This window comes from Singulisphaera photorubra, assembly GCF_045290345.1.
Classification (GTDB): Bacteria; Planctomycetota; Planctomycetia; order Isosphaerales; family Isosphaeraceae; genus Singulisphaera.
Genome location: NZ_CP155447.1, coordinates 6,533,220 through 6,548,964, shown reverse-complemented (window position 1 = coordinate 6,548,964; position 15,745 = coordinate 6,533,220). Strand labels below are relative to the sequence as shown.

Below are 15,745 nucleotides of genomic sequence, written 5' to 3'. Positions count from 1 at the left end.
TGGCCGCGTGCTGCCGACAGCATCTGATTGAAACACCCGGAGAGACTCCATGCCCACCACAACCCGACGCTTCGTCCCCCCCCGCCTCTGACGACCCCTCCCTCCCCGCCGCTGACCACGCCGACCGTTTGGGCGCGGCTCTCGAGCGACCGACAACGGCAGATCCGCGACCTGTTCGGTCGGCTCCTGGCAAGAGTCCTAGCGGCCTCGTGCGGCGAGGAGGTCGGCCATGAGTGACCCATTGCGCTCGCCAAAGCTCAGGGCTTGGCACCTCGACCGATCAGCCTTTGTCTATGTCCGTCAATCCACGCCTCAACAAGTGATCGATCATCAGGAGTCCACCGCCCGGCAGTACGCCCTGGCCGGCCGTGCCGTCGCCCTCGGCTGGACGCCCGATCGCATCACCACGATCGACGATGACCTCGGCAAGAGCGGCCAGTCGATCGAGGGACGTATCGGGTTCCAGCGGCTCCTGGCCGAGGTCGCACTCGACCACGTCGGCTTGATCCTCGGCCTGGAGATGAGCCGGTTGGCTCGTTCCAACCGCGACTGGCACCAGTTGCTCGAGCTTTGTGCCCGCTTCCGCGTCCTCCTGGCCGACACGGAGGCGATCTATGATCCGACCGATCACAATGACAGGCTCTTGCTGGGTCTTCACGGCATGATGAGCGAGGCAGAGCTTCATGTCCTCAAAGAACGCATGTATCAGGGCAAGCTCAACAAGGCCCGACGGGGGGCATTGATGGGCGTGCCGCCGATCGGGTACATCCGGCTCGCTTCGGGCGAGTGGGCGATCGACCCCGACGAGCAAGTCCAGGCGATCGTTCGGCTGATCTTCGATCAGTTCAACAAGGCGATTACTTTGCATGGATTACTCCGTTACCTGGTCGATCACCGGGTCCTCATCCCGGTCCGGGCTCGGTCGGGGCCCGGCCGCGGATTGTTGGAGTGGCGGCGGCCAAACCGGACGACGCTGTCGAATCTGCTTCACCACCCTTGCTATGCCGGGGCATACCGGTTCGGCCACCGGCCGATCGACCCGCGTCGCAAGCAGCCCGGACAGCCGACCACCGGCAGGCTGATCTGCCGGCCGGAGGAGTGTTTGGTGCTGATCCGGGTCCGGTTGCCCGCGTACATCACATGGGACCGGTTCCAGGCCAACCAGGATCAGCTCGACGCCAACCGTGCCCGGGAGGGCAGCCCGGGCGCACCACGTCAGGGGGCCTCGCTCCTGCCCGGCTTGCTCCGGTGCGGGCGATGCCGACGGCGAATGATCGTGCTGTACTCCGGGCCGAAAAATCATCATGCCTATAACTGTACGCGAGGCACTGCCGACTATGGCCAGCCGCTCTGTCAGAGCCTCTCGGGGCAGGTCCTTGATGACCTGATCGCCGGGCGAGTGCTGGCAGCCGTCGAGCCGGTGGCCCTGGAGGCGAGCCTGGCGGCAGTGGCCGACGTCGAGCGCGAGCGTGCCGAGTTGGCCCGACACTGGCAACTGCGTCGCGAGCGGGCCGCTCTGGAGGTCGATCGTTCGGCCCGTCAGTATCAGGCTTGTGAGCCGGAGAACCGGCTCGTCGGCCGCGAACTGGAGCGTCGCTGGGAGGATTCGCTGAAGTCCCAGCGGCAAATTGAGGAGGAGTACGAGCGATGGTTGCGGACATCTCCCCGCCGGCTCTCGCCCGAGAACGAGCTCGCGATCCGTGGCTTGGCTGCCGATTTGCCATCGGTCTGGCGGGCGGCCACGACCACGCCGGCCGACAGGCAACGGATCGCCCGGCTCCTGATCGAGCATGTGAGTTTGATCATCGATAAGGCCAGCGATCGGGTGGATGTCGAGTTGCATTGGATCGGCGGCCAGGTGGAATGCCACGTCCTGTCCCGGCCGGTGAGGCGTTACGACCTCCGCGCCGACTATCCCCAACTGATTGCGAGGCTACGGGCCTTGTGCGCCGAGGGGTTGAGCGCCGGAGAGATCGCCGAACGGCTCAACGAGGAGGGCTTCCGACCTCCGAAGCGAGTCGCCCGATTCAGCCGGGGTATGGTGCAAGGGCTCCTGACCCGCCTGGAACCGGCCCCTCGTAAGCATCACGTTCGCCCGCCCGACCTGGACCAGGACGAGTATCGCCCCAGCGGCCTGGCGCATCGGCTGGAGATCGCCCTGGACTCGGTGAGACGCTGGCTCCGCGCCGGCTGGCTCACATCGAGCCGCGACGCTCAGGGCCGCCACGTGATCTAGGCCGACGCCGCTGAATTGGCCCGGCTCCGGGAGCTCCGTGCCCTGCCGCGTACCCGGTCGAACAAGGACCGTCTGGCGGAATTGATCAAGCCCAAGCCCCGCCCGATGAGATAGGCTATGGTGGCCCGGCTCATGCCGAGCCGGGCCACCACACCTCACTCTTGGAGGGCATTATGGCTGGCAGATCGAATCGGTGTTCCGGCAGGTGAAACATCAGGAGATCCCCCAACGCAGTTTCACGACGCGAGCCGGATTGCGGGATGCGGTCGAGTCGGGCTTCTCCAGCTACGGCAGCCATCTGCCATCAAAAGTTCCCAAAAAATCACGTCCGGCCGCTTAGTGGTCCGCCTCCGTCGTTTTGCGGAGTGTTTTGCGCAAGAAACTACCAGTCGAGCAAATTGCCCCCCTGCATTCCAACGGTGGTGGACCACTAGATTCAAGCAGATCGCGGAATGTCAAGGGCAGTCATAGCCGGTAATCCAGTTGTAACTTCCTAGTTCATATGTAGCAGCGGGAAACTCCTCACTGCAACCCGCGCTGCGCAAGGCTCGGTGGCCGGCGAGAATGATGGCATCCCCATCAGCATCACCATTGGCATAATAAATTCTGGCTTCTCCATATCCACGGCGGCGGGAGCCATTGGGAGCTGCACAAGTCACAAATGTACTGTAACGGAACCCAATTGTCCTTGAATGGCAGTACCCGTCACGGGATCGATTTTCGATCGGATTGGTGGGAATGTCGGGGACGTGCGTGTGGCCACGTGAGAACTTTCTTGTTTGGTCGAGACCCTGATCACGTGAAGCCGTAGGTTGAACGGACACCGTTTGGCGAATGAGCTCATAGTATACCCGAGCGGCGGAGTCTAACTCTGCTGGTTCGCGGAACGTAATTTGAACCAGCGGGTGCTGGTGGTCTTTGCATTGGACATCGGAGATGTGTTCCACTTTCTCTATCTGGTTGGCAGGAATTCTGATCCATGTCGAGCACGAGCCACCGACAGAGAATCTGATCGCCTCGGGGGCTTCCTCGGCCTGCATCGCCATACCGAGCATGACGATTGGGCCTTTCGGCCTGAGGGGGTCCAGGGTTCCCTCAGCCATCGCCTTGATGAATTCGGCTGCTTTAAATTCCGTTGTCATGCTGTCACTCCATCGTAAAGTTCATTCTGAATCGCCAATCCCGTTCATCGCCGTGTGCGATAGGCCGTTCTCACCGGCCATCGGCATCAATATCGCATCAAGCGAGGCACACGGAAAGTGTCCCGATCCTGTACAAGTGTTACAATAGGCGGGGTGCCTTAAAAACAAGTTTGCGGCAACAAGTTCTTGGAGGTTCGTGATTGTGGCTCGCCGCCGTCCCTGATCGTCGCTCCGCATCCCGGCTCGGGATGCTCTTCCTCGGGGCCAGGACGGCCCCGGCCGGCGGACCCCCGAGTTTCGCCTGATCCTCTGGATTGCCGAGGCTCTGCGCGACGAATTTGGGGGAAGTGATCGACGCCCATCCGGGAGACGTCGGAGTCGAAGAGGGTGTAGTCAACCGGGCGTTCCGCGTGATGGCAATCTGCACTCTCCGAGCTATGGAAACGCCCGAGGAAGACCTACCGGGCGTGCTGACCTGGGTTATGCGGCAGAACGCAAGTCGACGCCAGGAGATGCTAAGCGGCCGGACGTAGTCTGTTGGAGATTTTGATTCGAGGTTGTCGCCGAAAGAAGAGGACATGCATTGCAATCTCAAGGTCGCAATGTATGTCTTTGCTGTCTTTGCTGTCTTTGCTGTCTTTGCTGTCTTTGCTGTCTTTGCTGTCTTTGCTGCCTTTGCTGCCTTTGCTGTCTTTGCTGTCGCCGTCCCTCCTTGCTGTTCCGAACGTCGGTGGGGCTCGCACGCGTATGAGCCGAAGGACGTTCTCGGAAAGGCCCTTGACTGACTAGTCCAATCGGTCTACTATCAGACTGAATGGTCTGATTTCGGATTTCCAGGGGACGACCTCGCGACTCCCGGAGGCGGGCATGGGCGGGTTCGACATCGGCCGCTGTGGTGACCGCCACGCCAACCTGGTGGTGTAAGGGAGGAGCTTCGTATGACTGGCCGCGTCGACATCGGTGCGATCCGCCGGGCCCAGATCGTGGAGGCGGCCTGCAAGGTCATCCACCGCAAGGGCATCCAGGGTGCCTCGCTCGCCGAGATCGAGCAGGAGGCCGGGATCAGCCGCGGCGTCCTGACGTACCACTTCCCTTCGAAGGAGGACATCATCCTCGCGGTCTTCGACGCCACGATCGAGCGTCTCAAGGCGAGCGCCGAGGCAGACTTCGCGGCGGCGCAGTCGGGCTGGGAGCGACTGGAAGTCGGCCTCGACTTCGTGCTCAACCGCAAGCCGGTCAACGACGAGGTCGACTATCTGAACTACACCTTCCTGGCCCAGATGTCCCACCGCGAGGACTTCCGGACCCGGCTGGCGGCCCAGAACGCCGAGCTGCGCAACCGGATCGCCGAGGACCTTGCCGAGGAGGCCCGGCAGGGCGGCCTCGCGCCCGAGGAGGTGCAGGCCCTCGCCGCGGTCATCCACGGGATGCTGAGCGGCCTGACCATGCAGCTCAACGTTGACCCCGAGGCGATCGACCGGGTGGCGGTGCATCGCACCGTGAGGGCGATGATCCTCGGCCGCCTCGGCGGGGTCGCGGAGCGGACGCCGGAGAGAGAGGAGCCCTCGACAAGGGGGCGGAAGCCGAAGGCCGGGGGAAGAGGTAAGCGATGACCGGCGTGGCCGGGTTCGAGACGAGCCTGGCGCAACCTCGGGGGTGATGGACCCCGACATTCGCCCCATCGACGACGTCAAGACGAGGGATGATGGAGGGCAACCTCCACCGGGCCCGCACGGCCCGACTTCAGATTGCGCTCGGCTCACTTCTCGTGGAGTTATTCCAATGTCCGCACGCCTTAGGACTGTCTGTCGCCGCCGGGCCGCGCGGCTCGCCCTGACCGTCGTCGGCCCGGCCCTGGCCACCGTGCTGTTGGCGCTTGGATTCGGCCTCCTGTTCGACGCCCGCGCCGCCGGAGACCTCGCCCGGATCGGGCTGGGCCCCGGCTCCCGGATGCTCCTGGGTGTGTCCCACCTGGCGGGCGGGTTCGCCCTGCTGGCTCCGTCCCTCGCCGAGCCGGTCTCGATCTTCCTTGGGTTCGTCGTGAGCGGGATGGCGATGTACCTGCTCGCCCTCGGCCAGGTCGTCGTGGCGGGCGGTCCCGCCCTCACGGCGGTCGTCCTTCTCGCCTACGGCGTCTCCTCGTGGCTTCGCCACCGTGCCGCCGAGATGTCCTGGCAGAGGATGCTCCTGCGTTACGGCGAGGAGGCCGATGCACGCGCATTGCACGGGGGCCGATCACGAGTGATTTCACCGACACCCCACCAACGGCCGCGATAACGCGGAGAGGTCATCTCCATGAAAATCACGTTACTCGTCCTCGCTCTCACCGGCGCGGCCGGTGCGGCCGGTGCGGCGTACTACGCCGTGCATAACGCGCCCGCGCCTCGGGTGGCCTTCCGCACGGCGGAGGTCCGCCGCGGCGACCTGCTCTCGTCCATCAGCGCCACGGGGACGTTAGAGCCTGAGGAGGTGGTCGACGTCGGCGCCCAGGTCATGGGTTCCATCCTGGAGTTCGGCCAGGACCCGCGCGATCCCACGAAATCGATCGACTACGGATCGGCCGTCGAGAAGGGCACCGTTCTCGCACGAATCGACCCCACCCTGTACGAGGCGGCGCTGGCCCAGGCGGAGGCGACCCTGGAGCGGTCCCGGGCCGACCAAGACCAGAGCGACGCGAAGTGGATGCTCTCCGAGAAGGAATGGAAGCGGGCGCAGAGCCTCGTGCCCAAGAACGCGATCTCCCCGACCGACCTCGACACCGCGAAGGCGAACGTCCTGGTGGCGAAGGCCGGAGTCGCCCTGTGCAAGGCCGCGATCAGGCAGAACGAGGCCGCGCTGAGCACGGCCAAGATCAACGTCGGCTACACGACGATCAAGTCGCCCGTGCGGGGCGTCATCGTCGATCGCCGCGTCAACGTCGGCCAGACGGTCGTGGCCAGCCTGAACGCCCCCAGCCTGTTCCTCATCGCCAAGGACCTGCGGCGGATGCAGGTGTGGGCCTCGGTCAACGAGGCCGACATCGGCCGCATCCACCCGGGCATGCCCGCGACGTTCACCGTCGACACCTACCCGGGCGAGCTGTTCCGCGGCAAGGTGAGTCAGATCCGCCTGAACGCCAGCATGACGCAGAATATCGTCACCTACACGGTCGTCGTGACCACGGACAACACCGGCGGCAAGCTGCTGCCGTACCTGACGACGAACGTCCAGTTCGAGGTGGAGAAGCGTCCCAGCGTCCTGCTTGTGCCCAACGCGGCCCTCCGCTGGAAGCCCGAGGCCGCTCAACTCGACGCGGCCGTCCAGGACGCGAGTCCGCGTTCGGCGGACTCGCCCGGCGCTCCCGATCGCGGCGTCGTCTGGGTGCGTGCCGGGCGCGGTACCGTCCGCCCGCTCGCCGTCGTGACGGGGACCAGTGACGGGACCGTCACGGAGGTCAGTGGCGACGGCGTCAAGGAAGGCTTGAGCGTGGTGATCGGGGAAGCAGGTGCGAACAACCCGAAGGGCGACGACAACGGCGACGATGCGAAGCAGAAGAATCCGTTCCTCCCGAGTCCGCCCAAGATGCCCGCCGGGTCGGGGCCGTTCTGACGCATTTGGAGTCGAATTGACATGGAACTGATTCGGGTCGAGGACCTCCGCAAGACCTACCGCGTCGGGGAAGTGGACGTCCCGGTACTCCGCGGGGTGTCGCTGTCCATCCGTCGCGGCGAGATGGTGGCCCTGATGGGGGCGTCGGGCTCCGGCAAGACGACGCTGATGAATATCCTCGGGTGCCTGGACCACCCGACCTCGGGGCGGTACTGGCTCGACGGGGAGGAGATGAGCCCACTCGGAGCCGACCAGCGGGCGCTGGTGCGGTCGCAAAAGATCGGCTTCGTCTTCCAGAACTTCAACCTGCTGGCACGGGCGACGGCCGTCCAGAATGTGATGCTACCGCTCGATTACGCCCCCCAACGCTCTTCACCGGGCGAGGCGGAACAGTTCGCCGGGCGGTTGCTCGAGCGAGTCGGGTTGGGGGGCCGGGTCCGGCACGAGCCGTCGCAGATGTCGGGCGGGCAGCAGCAGCGGGTGGCGATCGCGCGGGCGCTGGTCAATCGCCCCTCGTTGCTCCTCGCCGACGAGCCGACCGGGAACCTTGACTCGCGCACCAGCGTCGAGATCCTCGAGATGTTCCAGCAGCTCAACGCGGCCGGGATCACCGTCGTGCTGGTGACGCACGACCCGAAGGTCGCCGCCTACGCCCACCGCACCATCCGCGTCGTGGACGGGATGATCGAGAGCGACGAGACCGGCGCGGTCCTGTCAGGGGATGCCGATCGCGCGGGCGGCCGTGGCGGGGCGCCGCGGGAAGCGGAGGACGAGGCTGGCTCGTCCCCCGGTCAACGCCTTTCCCAGTTCTACGGCGATGGGACGGCGAGACCGCGCGGCTTCGGATCGTCCTCCTTCCTGCCGGCCACCTGGCGCACCGCACTGGGTGCGCTGCGGCGGAACAAGATGCGGTCGGGGCTTTCCGCCCTGGGTGTCATCATCTCCGTGGCGGCCGTGATCGCCATGACGGAGATCGGCGAGGGCTCGAAGGCCGTCGTGCAGAAGGGCATCGCCAGCATGGGGGCGAACACGGTCATGGTCTTCTCCGGCTCAACAAGCACCGGCGGGGTGAATCAGGGCACCAGCACCTCGGTTACCCTCACGCCTGATGACGCCGCCGAGATCGGTCGGCAATGCTCGGCCGTCAGCGCGATCGCCCCGCTTGTCCGCGCCCGCTCGCAACTCGTCCACGGCAACCGCAACTGGGTGCCCGACCAGATCAGCGGCACGACGCCGGATTACCTGGTTGTGCGCGACTGGCAGAACATGGCGGCGGGTGAGATGTTCACCGACCTCGACGTCCGTAACGGCAACCGGGTCTGCGTGATCGGCACCACCGTGCGGCGCAACCTGTTCCCGGAGGCGTCCCCCGTCGGCAAGGAGCTGAGGATCAGCAACGTCTCGTTCCGCGTCGTCGGGGTGCTGGGTCGCAAGGGGGCGAACATGATCGGCATGGACCAGGACAACGTCGTCCTGGCGCCCTGGACCACGATCAAGTATCGCGTCAGCGGCACGACCTACACGAACACGAACCAGAGCGGCAGCTCATCCTCCGCCAGCTCGGTGAACACGCTGAGCAACCTCTACCCGCCCCCGACCTCGAAATACCCCTCACGCTCGTCGAGCCAGGTCGCCAACTATCCGCAGCCGGTCCGGTTCACCAACGTGGACCAGATCCTGGTGAAGGTGGCCTCGGAGGAGAAGATCCAGGCGACCATCGACCAGATGACCGCCCTGCTGCGGGAGCGTCACCGCATCCCCGAGGGCGCGGAGGCCGACTTCGACGTCCGCAACATGACGGAGATGATGAACATGCTGTCGGCCACCACGCAGTCGATCAGCCTGCTCCTGCTTGTGGTGGCGATGATCTCGCTGGTCGTGGGCGGCGTGGGGATCATGAACATCATGCTGGTGTCGGTCACCGAGCGAACCCGCGAGATCGGCCTGCGGATGGCCGTGGGGGCGCGGAGCTACCACATCCTCCGCCAGTTCCTCGTCGAGGCGGTGGTGCTCTGCCTCGTGGGCGGGGGAACGGGGATTGCGCTGGGCCGGGGCGCGTCGGTGCTCGTGCGCTGGCTGATCAACTGGCCCACCCAGGCGTCGTTGACCACGATCATCGCCGCCGTGTTGGTCTCCGCGGGCGTCGGCATCACGTTCGGGTTCTACCCCGCGTGGAAGGGCTCGCGGTCGGACCCCATCGTGGCCCTGCGTTACGAGTGACCGAGCGTCTTCTTCCGAGGGTGCCGAACCGTGTCGACTGTCATAAAGAAAGAAAAGAACATGCATTGCAATCTCAAAATCGCAATGCATGTGCTTGCCGTGCCATTTCCGATCGAATCACACTCGCCTCTACCAAGCCGGGATTGTAGTTAAGTGGAAGGTTCGACATGGACACGACCGGGGTGCGCTTGGCCGGGCCTGGATTCTAATCCCCTCGTGGGCGTCTGAGGCCGTGGTGGTCATCACCTGTAACCGCGTTGGGGCACACCTCACTGCATTGGTGGCATTTGGGGTCGAAACGGATTGAACACCTTGGCCTTACGCATTGAAGCCGCTCGTCCTGGCCAAAACACCCATTCGCTAGCTGCTGGAAAATATATCAGCAATCCAAAAATCAGCATTGCCTGGATCCGCTTCTGAACTTCAACGAGCACATATGCTTACGGTGCAAAACGGCACGGATAATCAGATCGATCGTGTGGCAAAAATCCGAGATTTCCGAGAATTCAGATTGCATTCTTGAGCTGATTCTAGTCAAGGTTGATCTGACCCTGAATCCATCAATGTGCCGAAGGACCCGCGCCATGTTCACTGGCATCGCATTTGCGTTTGCGCTGTTTGCAGCCGCCAACTCAAGCGACGATCCGAAACCATCATCCTCCAAGCCAGATTCGCCAGCTGGCAACCCGTCATCCAAGGCAGAGACTTCGGCCTACCGCTTCGAGTTTGAGAGGCCGACAAAAGCAGAGAGATCAACACAGCCTGGGAATCAGATGCCAATCGCTGTCGCCTTGAAGGTCTCCACCGGGAATGCACCACCGACATTTATGATCCTTCAGATGTTGTCCGGAAAAACAATAGTAGACTCTTGTGCTATGAATCCAAAGCGTAACCCCTCGCCAGGAGAGCAAGCTTTCGAGACCAACATGAAGGCCCCCAAGCAACCGGGGACTTACACGCTCCGGGTAGATGCCATCCAAACGACAATCTACAAAAACGAAAAGGGAAAAACTGCAACAAGAGACACTCATGTTATTTCACCATCGATAAAATTTATTGTCAAAAAGTAAAAAAAATAACATGAATAATATGATTGAGATGTCTACTATAAATGGATGCAGCCGCAAAGGCTTTGCCCTGATAGAGCAAGAAGGACATGCATTGCAGTGCTGGCCTGAGTGATGTTAGATCCTCGGAACGAACGTTGCGTCGCGAGATTTCAACCCGTTCGCACGCACGGACTGCCCCGGCGACTCGATCCCGCCTTTTGCCGGATTCGCACTCTGGCTACCGGCCGCAGGGAACCACTGAGGACAGGCGGGTCCATCTTGCGCTCGCGCAGCAGTCGACAATAAGGGGACGATGTTGAACCGATCAACCCTGCTCGGCCCCCGGGGTTCGGGAGGGAAATGACGGCTGTGGGCTCGCCCGGCAAACCGCCACTGTCTTACGTACGAGCCGGACAACCCCCAGGTTCGCCAGGTGATGCAGTCCCAGACGAAAGAAGAGGACATGCATTGCAATCTCAAGGTCGCAATGCATGTCCTTGCCGTCCCCCTCGGCGGAAGAAAGAAGTGGCGTCGCGACCCAGGTCGAATCCGGGACAATCAAGGGCCGGCTCGTTTGGGAGGAGCGGAGGCCCCAAAGCCGAAGAGCAAGGAAGAAAAAGGGGGATGACGCGGAAGGACCCCGAGATCTGCGCTAAGAACGAGGCCATCCCCGACGAGTCATTGGTCGTCGATCCCAAAACCAAAGGGGGGCCGCAGTGGCCTCGTCTATCTGCCGAAACCGACCGGGCAGCACCCGGATGTTCACAAGGCACTTGTGGCCAAGAAGGCAAAGGTCGAGGTTGACCAGAAGTCTGTCGGGGTTTCGGGCGGGAGCAATCGAGCTTTCTTTACGATGGGCTTTGGGTTGTAATGCTGCCGAGCCAAGTCGACTTAATCCTTGGAGGCAGCCATGTGGCATTTCGCTCTTACCATCCTGGCAAGCGGCCTTTTGTTCTTTGCTGATGCTCCCAGGAGCGATTTGGATCTGTTCCAGGGGACATGGAGAATTGCTAGGGAACGAAGGAACTTGGAGAATAGTGACCGGACAAATGAACCCTCCCTCATGATCTTCGAGGGCAACAGCCTGACGTGGAAGACCAAGGATGCGGAGGCAAAAACGACCTTCAAAATCGACACCACCACGACACCGAAGGCGTTCGACCTCCAGGGCAAGCTGTTTAACTTTCCCGTGACTCTTCTCGGTTACTACATGTTCAAGGGTGATGCTTTGCTGATCCGAATCAGCGACCGGGGAAAACGACCGTCGAGATTCCCTTCTCCTCAGCTTGAAACCGGTGAGACTGAGTATGTCCTGATTCGGGAGAAAGCCGCCAAGTAGGCGAGTAAGCTGTCACTACGCCGCATTCTGTTCCAATGCGATTCCTGTTGGCCGATTCGTTCTGATGGGGCCTCATAAGATGGCCTCTCGCCCGAAACCGGCGGTATCCGCCTTCGACGGGCTCGACCCGGAGACCCAGACCTTCGCCCTGGCCTACGTTCTACGGCACCTCTCTGAGCCCGGCTGGCTACTCCAGGTCCTCTGGCGACTCGGCTCTGTCCACTTCGCCAAGGATCTGGGATCATGGGCGGGGGGCATCACAAGGACTTCGGAATCTTACATGAGCACCCCCGACGAAATCCTGGACTACAACCGCCAAGCATGGGATCGCCAGGTTGAGCGGGGCAATTGCTGGACCGTCCCGGTTGGCCCGGAGGTGATCGACCGGGCGCGCCGGGGTGACTGGTCTGTCGTGCTGACGCCCAGCAAGCCGATCCCGGCCGACTGGTTCCCGCCGCTGGCGGGCCTCGAAGTCCTCTGCCTGGCGAGCGGGGGCGGGCAGCAAGGGCCGATCCTCTCAGCCGCCGGGGCCAGGGTGACGGTCTTCGACAACAGCCCCAAGCAACTCGCCCAGGATCGCCTGGTGGCCGAGCGGGAGGGGCTGGCCCTGGAGACAGTCCAGGGGGATATGGCGGACCTGTCTCCGTTCGCCGACGCCCGGTTCGACCTGATCTTCCACCCCTGCTCGAACACCTTCGCCCCTGACGTGCGGCCCGTCTGGCGGGAGGCGTACCGGGTGCTGCGGCCCGGCGGTTCGCTGCTGGCCGGCTTCACCAACCCGGTGGCCTACCTGTTCGACGAGGCCGCCTCAGAGCGAGGTGAGTTGCGAGTCGCCTATACGATCCCTTATTCGGACCTCACCAGCCTCACCGAGGAGGAGCGGAGGCGGCTCGCCGAGCGGGACGAGCCGCTGGCATTCGGTCATACCCTGGACGACCAGATCGGCGGACAACTGGCCGCCGGGTTCGTCCTGACCGGATTCTACGAGGACATCGACCCCGGCTCCGTGCTCGGGGATCACATCCCCTCGTATATTGCCACGCGTGCGAGCAAGCCAGGGGCGTGACAGAAGGGGCGGCAATCCGATTGAATACCCCGCTCTGGAATCCCCCAATGGAACGACACAATCTGGCCTCACAGGGCCGGCCGCCAAGGTCACAATGAAGCTGGAACGCTGGTCGACCCACTGCCCCTCGGCCCTGTGGATGCCCCGTGTCTCAATTCAGACGGAAAATGGTGAGATTTCTGCCGAATTGTCGTAGAACCCAGGTCGGGCGCCGCTCTATTTTTCGCCCGAAACAAGACAATGCCGGAGTGGCCAAGGGAGGGGGGATAACACCCTGGACAACGTTCCGAATTGGACTTCAGATGGCCATGCGATCACGTCTTATGCTATGGAAAGATGACTCGGCTGGGCCTTTGCTTCCGTGCTGGGTCCCTCGTGTCGTGAGTGGCCGGAGTGCTTGCGTGTGGATGTGAAGTGGCTCTTTGCCCGGCCCAGGGCCATGAGGGGGAAATAGTGTCGGTAGAGGTTGTAGTTGATCATGAACCCACGTTGCAGGGCTGTGTCCTGCTCGAGGCCCCCGGCCACGTGCTGCAAGTCGACGCGATGCCCGACGCCATAGCCAGGGAACCCGGTGCCGGTGTACTCCGGCTCGTTCCAGGTGCCGGCCACCTGGCGGTCGAGTAGGAAGTCGACCCCTCGGCGGATGATCTTGTCGAAGCCTCGGGTCTCGATCGCAAGCAGCCCCATCAAGGCCCAGCCGGTCTGTGACGCCGTACTGGTGCCCACACCACGGAGCTTGGCGTCCATGTACGAGGCGCACGTCTCGCCCCAGCCGCCGTCGGGATTCTGGCGGGCGGCCAGCCATTCGGCTCCCTGGCGGACCCAGGGCTCGCGCGTGTCGATGCCGACGGCCTGAAGCGCCGGGAGGACTGCGCCTGTGCCGTAGATGTGATTCACTCCCCAACGTCCGAACCAGCTTCCGTCGTCTTCCTGCTCGGACCGGAGGTAGCGCACGGCTCGGGCAACGGCCGGGTCGTCGAGCTTTCGCCCCCCGGCGGCCAAGGCTTCGATGACGTGCGCGGTGACGTCGGAGCTCGGCGGGTCGATCAACTCGCCGAAATCACTGAACGGGATCTTCGTCAGCCAGGCCTGGGTATTATCGCGGTCATAGGCCGCCCAGCCGCCATTGGTGCACTGCATGCCCAGGAGCCATTGGGTCGCTTTCTCGATCGCGTCGTCGACCCGTGGGTTTGGGGTCGAGGATTCCAGTCGGATGCGATGGAGGACGAGCAGGGCGACGGCCGTATCGTCAATATCGGGGTAGTGGCGGTTGGTGCGCTGGAAGGCCCAGCCGCCTCCGGAAAGCTTGGGGGACTGAACTTTCCAGTCGCCGGGGAAGGTAATCTGGCGGTCGAGCAACCACTCGACGGCCGCCGCCATGGGGGGGCTGTTCTGGGGGAGACAGCCGCAGTCGAGCATCGCCTGGAGCGAGAGGACGGTGTCCCAGACGGGCGATTCGCTGGCCTGGAGGTACGTTGCGCCTTCGCGTTCATACGACCAGTAGGAATTGAACCCCTCCAGCCCAGCCCGCAAGACCGGATGGTCGAGAGGGTAACCCTCCTGGTTCAACGCCATCAAGGCATAGATCCAAGGGGGTTGGATCCCGGCCCACGACCCGTCCGACTCCTGGTGCTTGATGATCCACTCCAGACAGAGCCGGATCGCCATTTCACGCCCTGGCTGGATCGGCGAGTTGGAGTACCACCGCAGCAACCGGTCGGCCAGGTAAAATGGACCTTCCCAGGAAATCCAGCGATGTCGACGTGGTAGGCGATGATTGGGGTGGTTGCGACCTTCGGGAAAGAGTTCGTCCAGCCTCCGTTCCGGGGGCAAGGGGCGAGTGGCTTTGCGTGCCGAGAGGATCGTCAGTGGGAGAATGGTGCCGCGGGCCCAGGTGGCGAATTGGTAGAGGTTGAACGGCATCCAAGGGGGCAGGTAGATCAGCTCCGGGGGCAGAGTCGGCGTCTCGCTCCAGGGCCATTCCCCGATCAGAGCCAGCCAGTATTTCGTGAAGTTGCGCAGGCGGCTCATGCCGCTGTGCTGCTGAATCCAGGCCCGGGCCTCGCGCAAGGGCCGGGATTCCGGATCTTGACCGGCAGCGCGCAGGGCGGCGTAGCACTCGACGGTCGTGTTGATGTCCCCGCCTTCGGCTCCTTGATAGACCTCCCACGCCCCGTCCTCGCGTTGCTGGTTGAGGATCGCCTGAACGACGCCCGGAAGCTTGGGATCGTCGCGCACGCCGAGGACGTGCATCGCCAGGATCCACTCAGCCTCCATGCAGGAGTTCGACTCGACCGCGCCGACCCAGAAACCAGCAGCCTGTTGATCCGCCTGGAGCCAGGCCAGCGACTTCGCGATCCCGAGACCGAGCACATCCAACGAGTCTCGAGAGGGAACGGTGGGGGCGAGCGTCATCCTTAACGTCTCCGAGAATGCGGCTCGAATCCTTTCGAGCGAGCGGAATCAACCAGAAATAGAGGGCGGGGTCAAGGTCGAGGGGCCTGTCCCTCGATGGTCAAGGCGATGAGTTGCCGAATATACCCCGAACCGCGTTCGCCGTCGCTGGCGATTCTCGAGCGAATCTGCGGGCCGAACGAGACGAGACCGAGGAGCATGATGCTCAGCGTCTCGAGGTCGATGTTCAGCCGGATCGTTTCTTGCCGTTTCTGCGCCTGCTCGATCCGCCGGCGCAGCTCCAACACGAGTTCGATCACCTCCGGCCAGAATCCGGAATCACCCTCGAGGTAGGCCCATGCGTTGATTCGAAGCAGAAATTCGTGTTCGCGAATGAGCTCGAGGATCTGGCTCTCCTCGAGCGGCGAATCGGTTGGAAAATTGACGCTCCGGGCCGTCGTGGGGTCCAGGCGGGGGAGCGCCTGGATGAGGCTCTGCTTGACTGCCTCATACAGGCTCCCCTTGCTGCCGAAATGATGATAGATCAACGGCTTTTTGACCCCCGCTTCGTCGGAGATCTCCTGGATTGTGGCGCCGGCGAACCCGCGCATGGCGAAAACGCGCGTCGCGGCATCAAGGATGGCCGACCGGGAAGTCTCAGGATCTCTGTTGCGGGGCACTCGTTTCACCATGGGGATCCCCTCCATTTCT

General features: G+C 63.2%; 13 protein-coding genes. 10 read left to right on the top strand and 3 right to left on the bottom strand.

Annotated features, from left to right (window positions below; all coding sequences use genetic code 11):
* The first annotated feature begins 27 nt into the window (after positions 1-27).
* Both V5E97_RS24535 and V5E97_RS24530 read left to right on the top strand, forming a co-directional pair.
* Positions 28-237, top strand: a complete 210-nt coding sequence (locus tag V5E97_RS24535; RefSeq protein ID WP_406694208.1) for a hypothetical protein — start codon at positions 28-30, stop codon at positions 235-237.
* Complete coding sequence (locus V5E97_RS24530) at positions 230-2,236, top strand: recombinase family protein (protein WP_406694207.1); 2,007 nt, start codon at positions 230-232, stop codon at positions 2,234-2,236. The genes V5E97_RS24535 and V5E97_RS24530 overlap by 8 nt, the downstream gene beginning before the upstream one ends.
* A gap of 455 nt (positions 2,237-2,691) precedes the next feature.
* Here the strand turns inward: V5E97_RS24530 and V5E97_RS24525 are convergent, their stop codons facing one another.
* On the bottom strand, positions 2,692-3,378 hold the full coding sequence (locus tag V5E97_RS24525) for a hypothetical protein (protein ID WP_406694206.1): 687 nt from the start codon (positions 3,376-3,378) through the stop codon (positions 2,692-2,694).
* A 578-nt stretch (positions 3,379-3,956) separates the two neighbouring features.
* Between V5E97_RS24525 and V5E97_RS24520 the strand changes: the two genes are divergently transcribed.
* The 8 genes from V5E97_RS24520 (at position 3,957) to V5E97_RS24485 (ending at position 12,640) form a co-directional block, all read left to right on the top strand.
* Positions 3,957-4,163: a hypothetical protein gene (locus V5E97_RS24520; protein ID WP_406694205.1), complete on the top strand. Its 207-nt coding sequence runs from the start codon at positions 3,957-3,959 to the stop codon at positions 4,161-4,163.
* 153 nt (positions 4,164-4,316) lie between these two features.
* Positions 4,317-4,991 (top strand): TetR/AcrR family transcriptional regulator, encoded by a 675-nt coding sequence (locus tag V5E97_RS24515; RefSeq protein ID WP_406694204.1) that lies wholly within the window; start codon positions 4,317-4,319, stop codon positions 4,989-4,991.
* Between the two features lie 169 nt (positions 4,992-5,160).
* Positions 5,161-5,655: a hypothetical protein gene (locus V5E97_RS24510; RefSeq protein ID WP_406694202.1), complete on the top strand. Its 495-nt coding sequence runs from the start codon at positions 5,161-5,163 to the stop codon at positions 5,653-5,655.
* Between the two features lie 18 nt (positions 5,656-5,673).
* Positions 5,674-6,966 carry an efflux RND transporter periplasmic adaptor subunit gene (locus V5E97_RS24505; RefSeq protein ID WP_406694201.1) on the top strand — a complete coding sequence of 431 codons (1,293 nt, stop codon included), beginning with the start codon at positions 5,674-5,676 and terminating at the stop codon, positions 6,964-6,966.
* 21 nt (positions 6,967-6,987) lie between these two features.
* The gene (locus V5E97_RS24500) at positions 6,988-9,186 is read left to right on the top strand and encodes an ABC transporter permease (protein WP_406694199.1); all 2,199 of its coding nucleotides are present in this window, start codon (positions 6,988-6,990) and stop codon (positions 9,184-9,186) included.
* Positions 9,187-9,770: 584 nt separating this feature from the next.
* Complete coding sequence (locus V5E97_RS24495) at positions 9,771-10,256, top strand: hypothetical protein (RefSeq protein ID WP_406694198.1); 486 nt, start codon at positions 9,771-9,773, stop codon at positions 10,254-10,256.
* Between the two features lie 889 nt (positions 10,257-11,145).
* Positions 11,146-11,574, top strand: coding sequence for a TIGR03067 domain-containing protein (locus V5E97_RS24490; RefSeq protein ID WP_406694197.1), 429 nt, complete (start codon positions 11,146-11,148; stop codon positions 11,572-11,574).
* Positions 11,575-11,854: 280 nt separating this feature from the next.
* Positions 11,855-12,640 (top strand): class I SAM-dependent methyltransferase, encoded by a 786-nt coding sequence (locus V5E97_RS24485; RefSeq protein ID WP_406701207.1) that lies wholly within the window; start codon positions 11,855-11,857, stop codon positions 12,638-12,640.
* Between the two features lie 321 nt (positions 12,641-12,961).
* Here V5E97_RS24485 and shc read toward each other — a convergent pair whose 3' ends face one another.
* On the bottom strand, positions 12,962-15,055 hold the full coding sequence (shc, locus tag V5E97_RS24480) for a squalene--hopene cyclase (protein ID WP_406694194.1): 2,094 nt from the start codon (positions 15,053-15,055) through the stop codon (positions 12,962-12,964).
* 71 nt (positions 15,056-15,126) lie between these two features.
* Complete coding sequence (locus V5E97_RS24475) at positions 15,127-15,726, bottom strand: TetR/AcrR family transcriptional regulator (RefSeq protein WP_406694192.1); 600 nt, start codon at positions 15,724-15,726, stop codon at positions 15,127-15,129.
* Positions 15,727-15,745 lie beyond the last annotated feature (19 nt).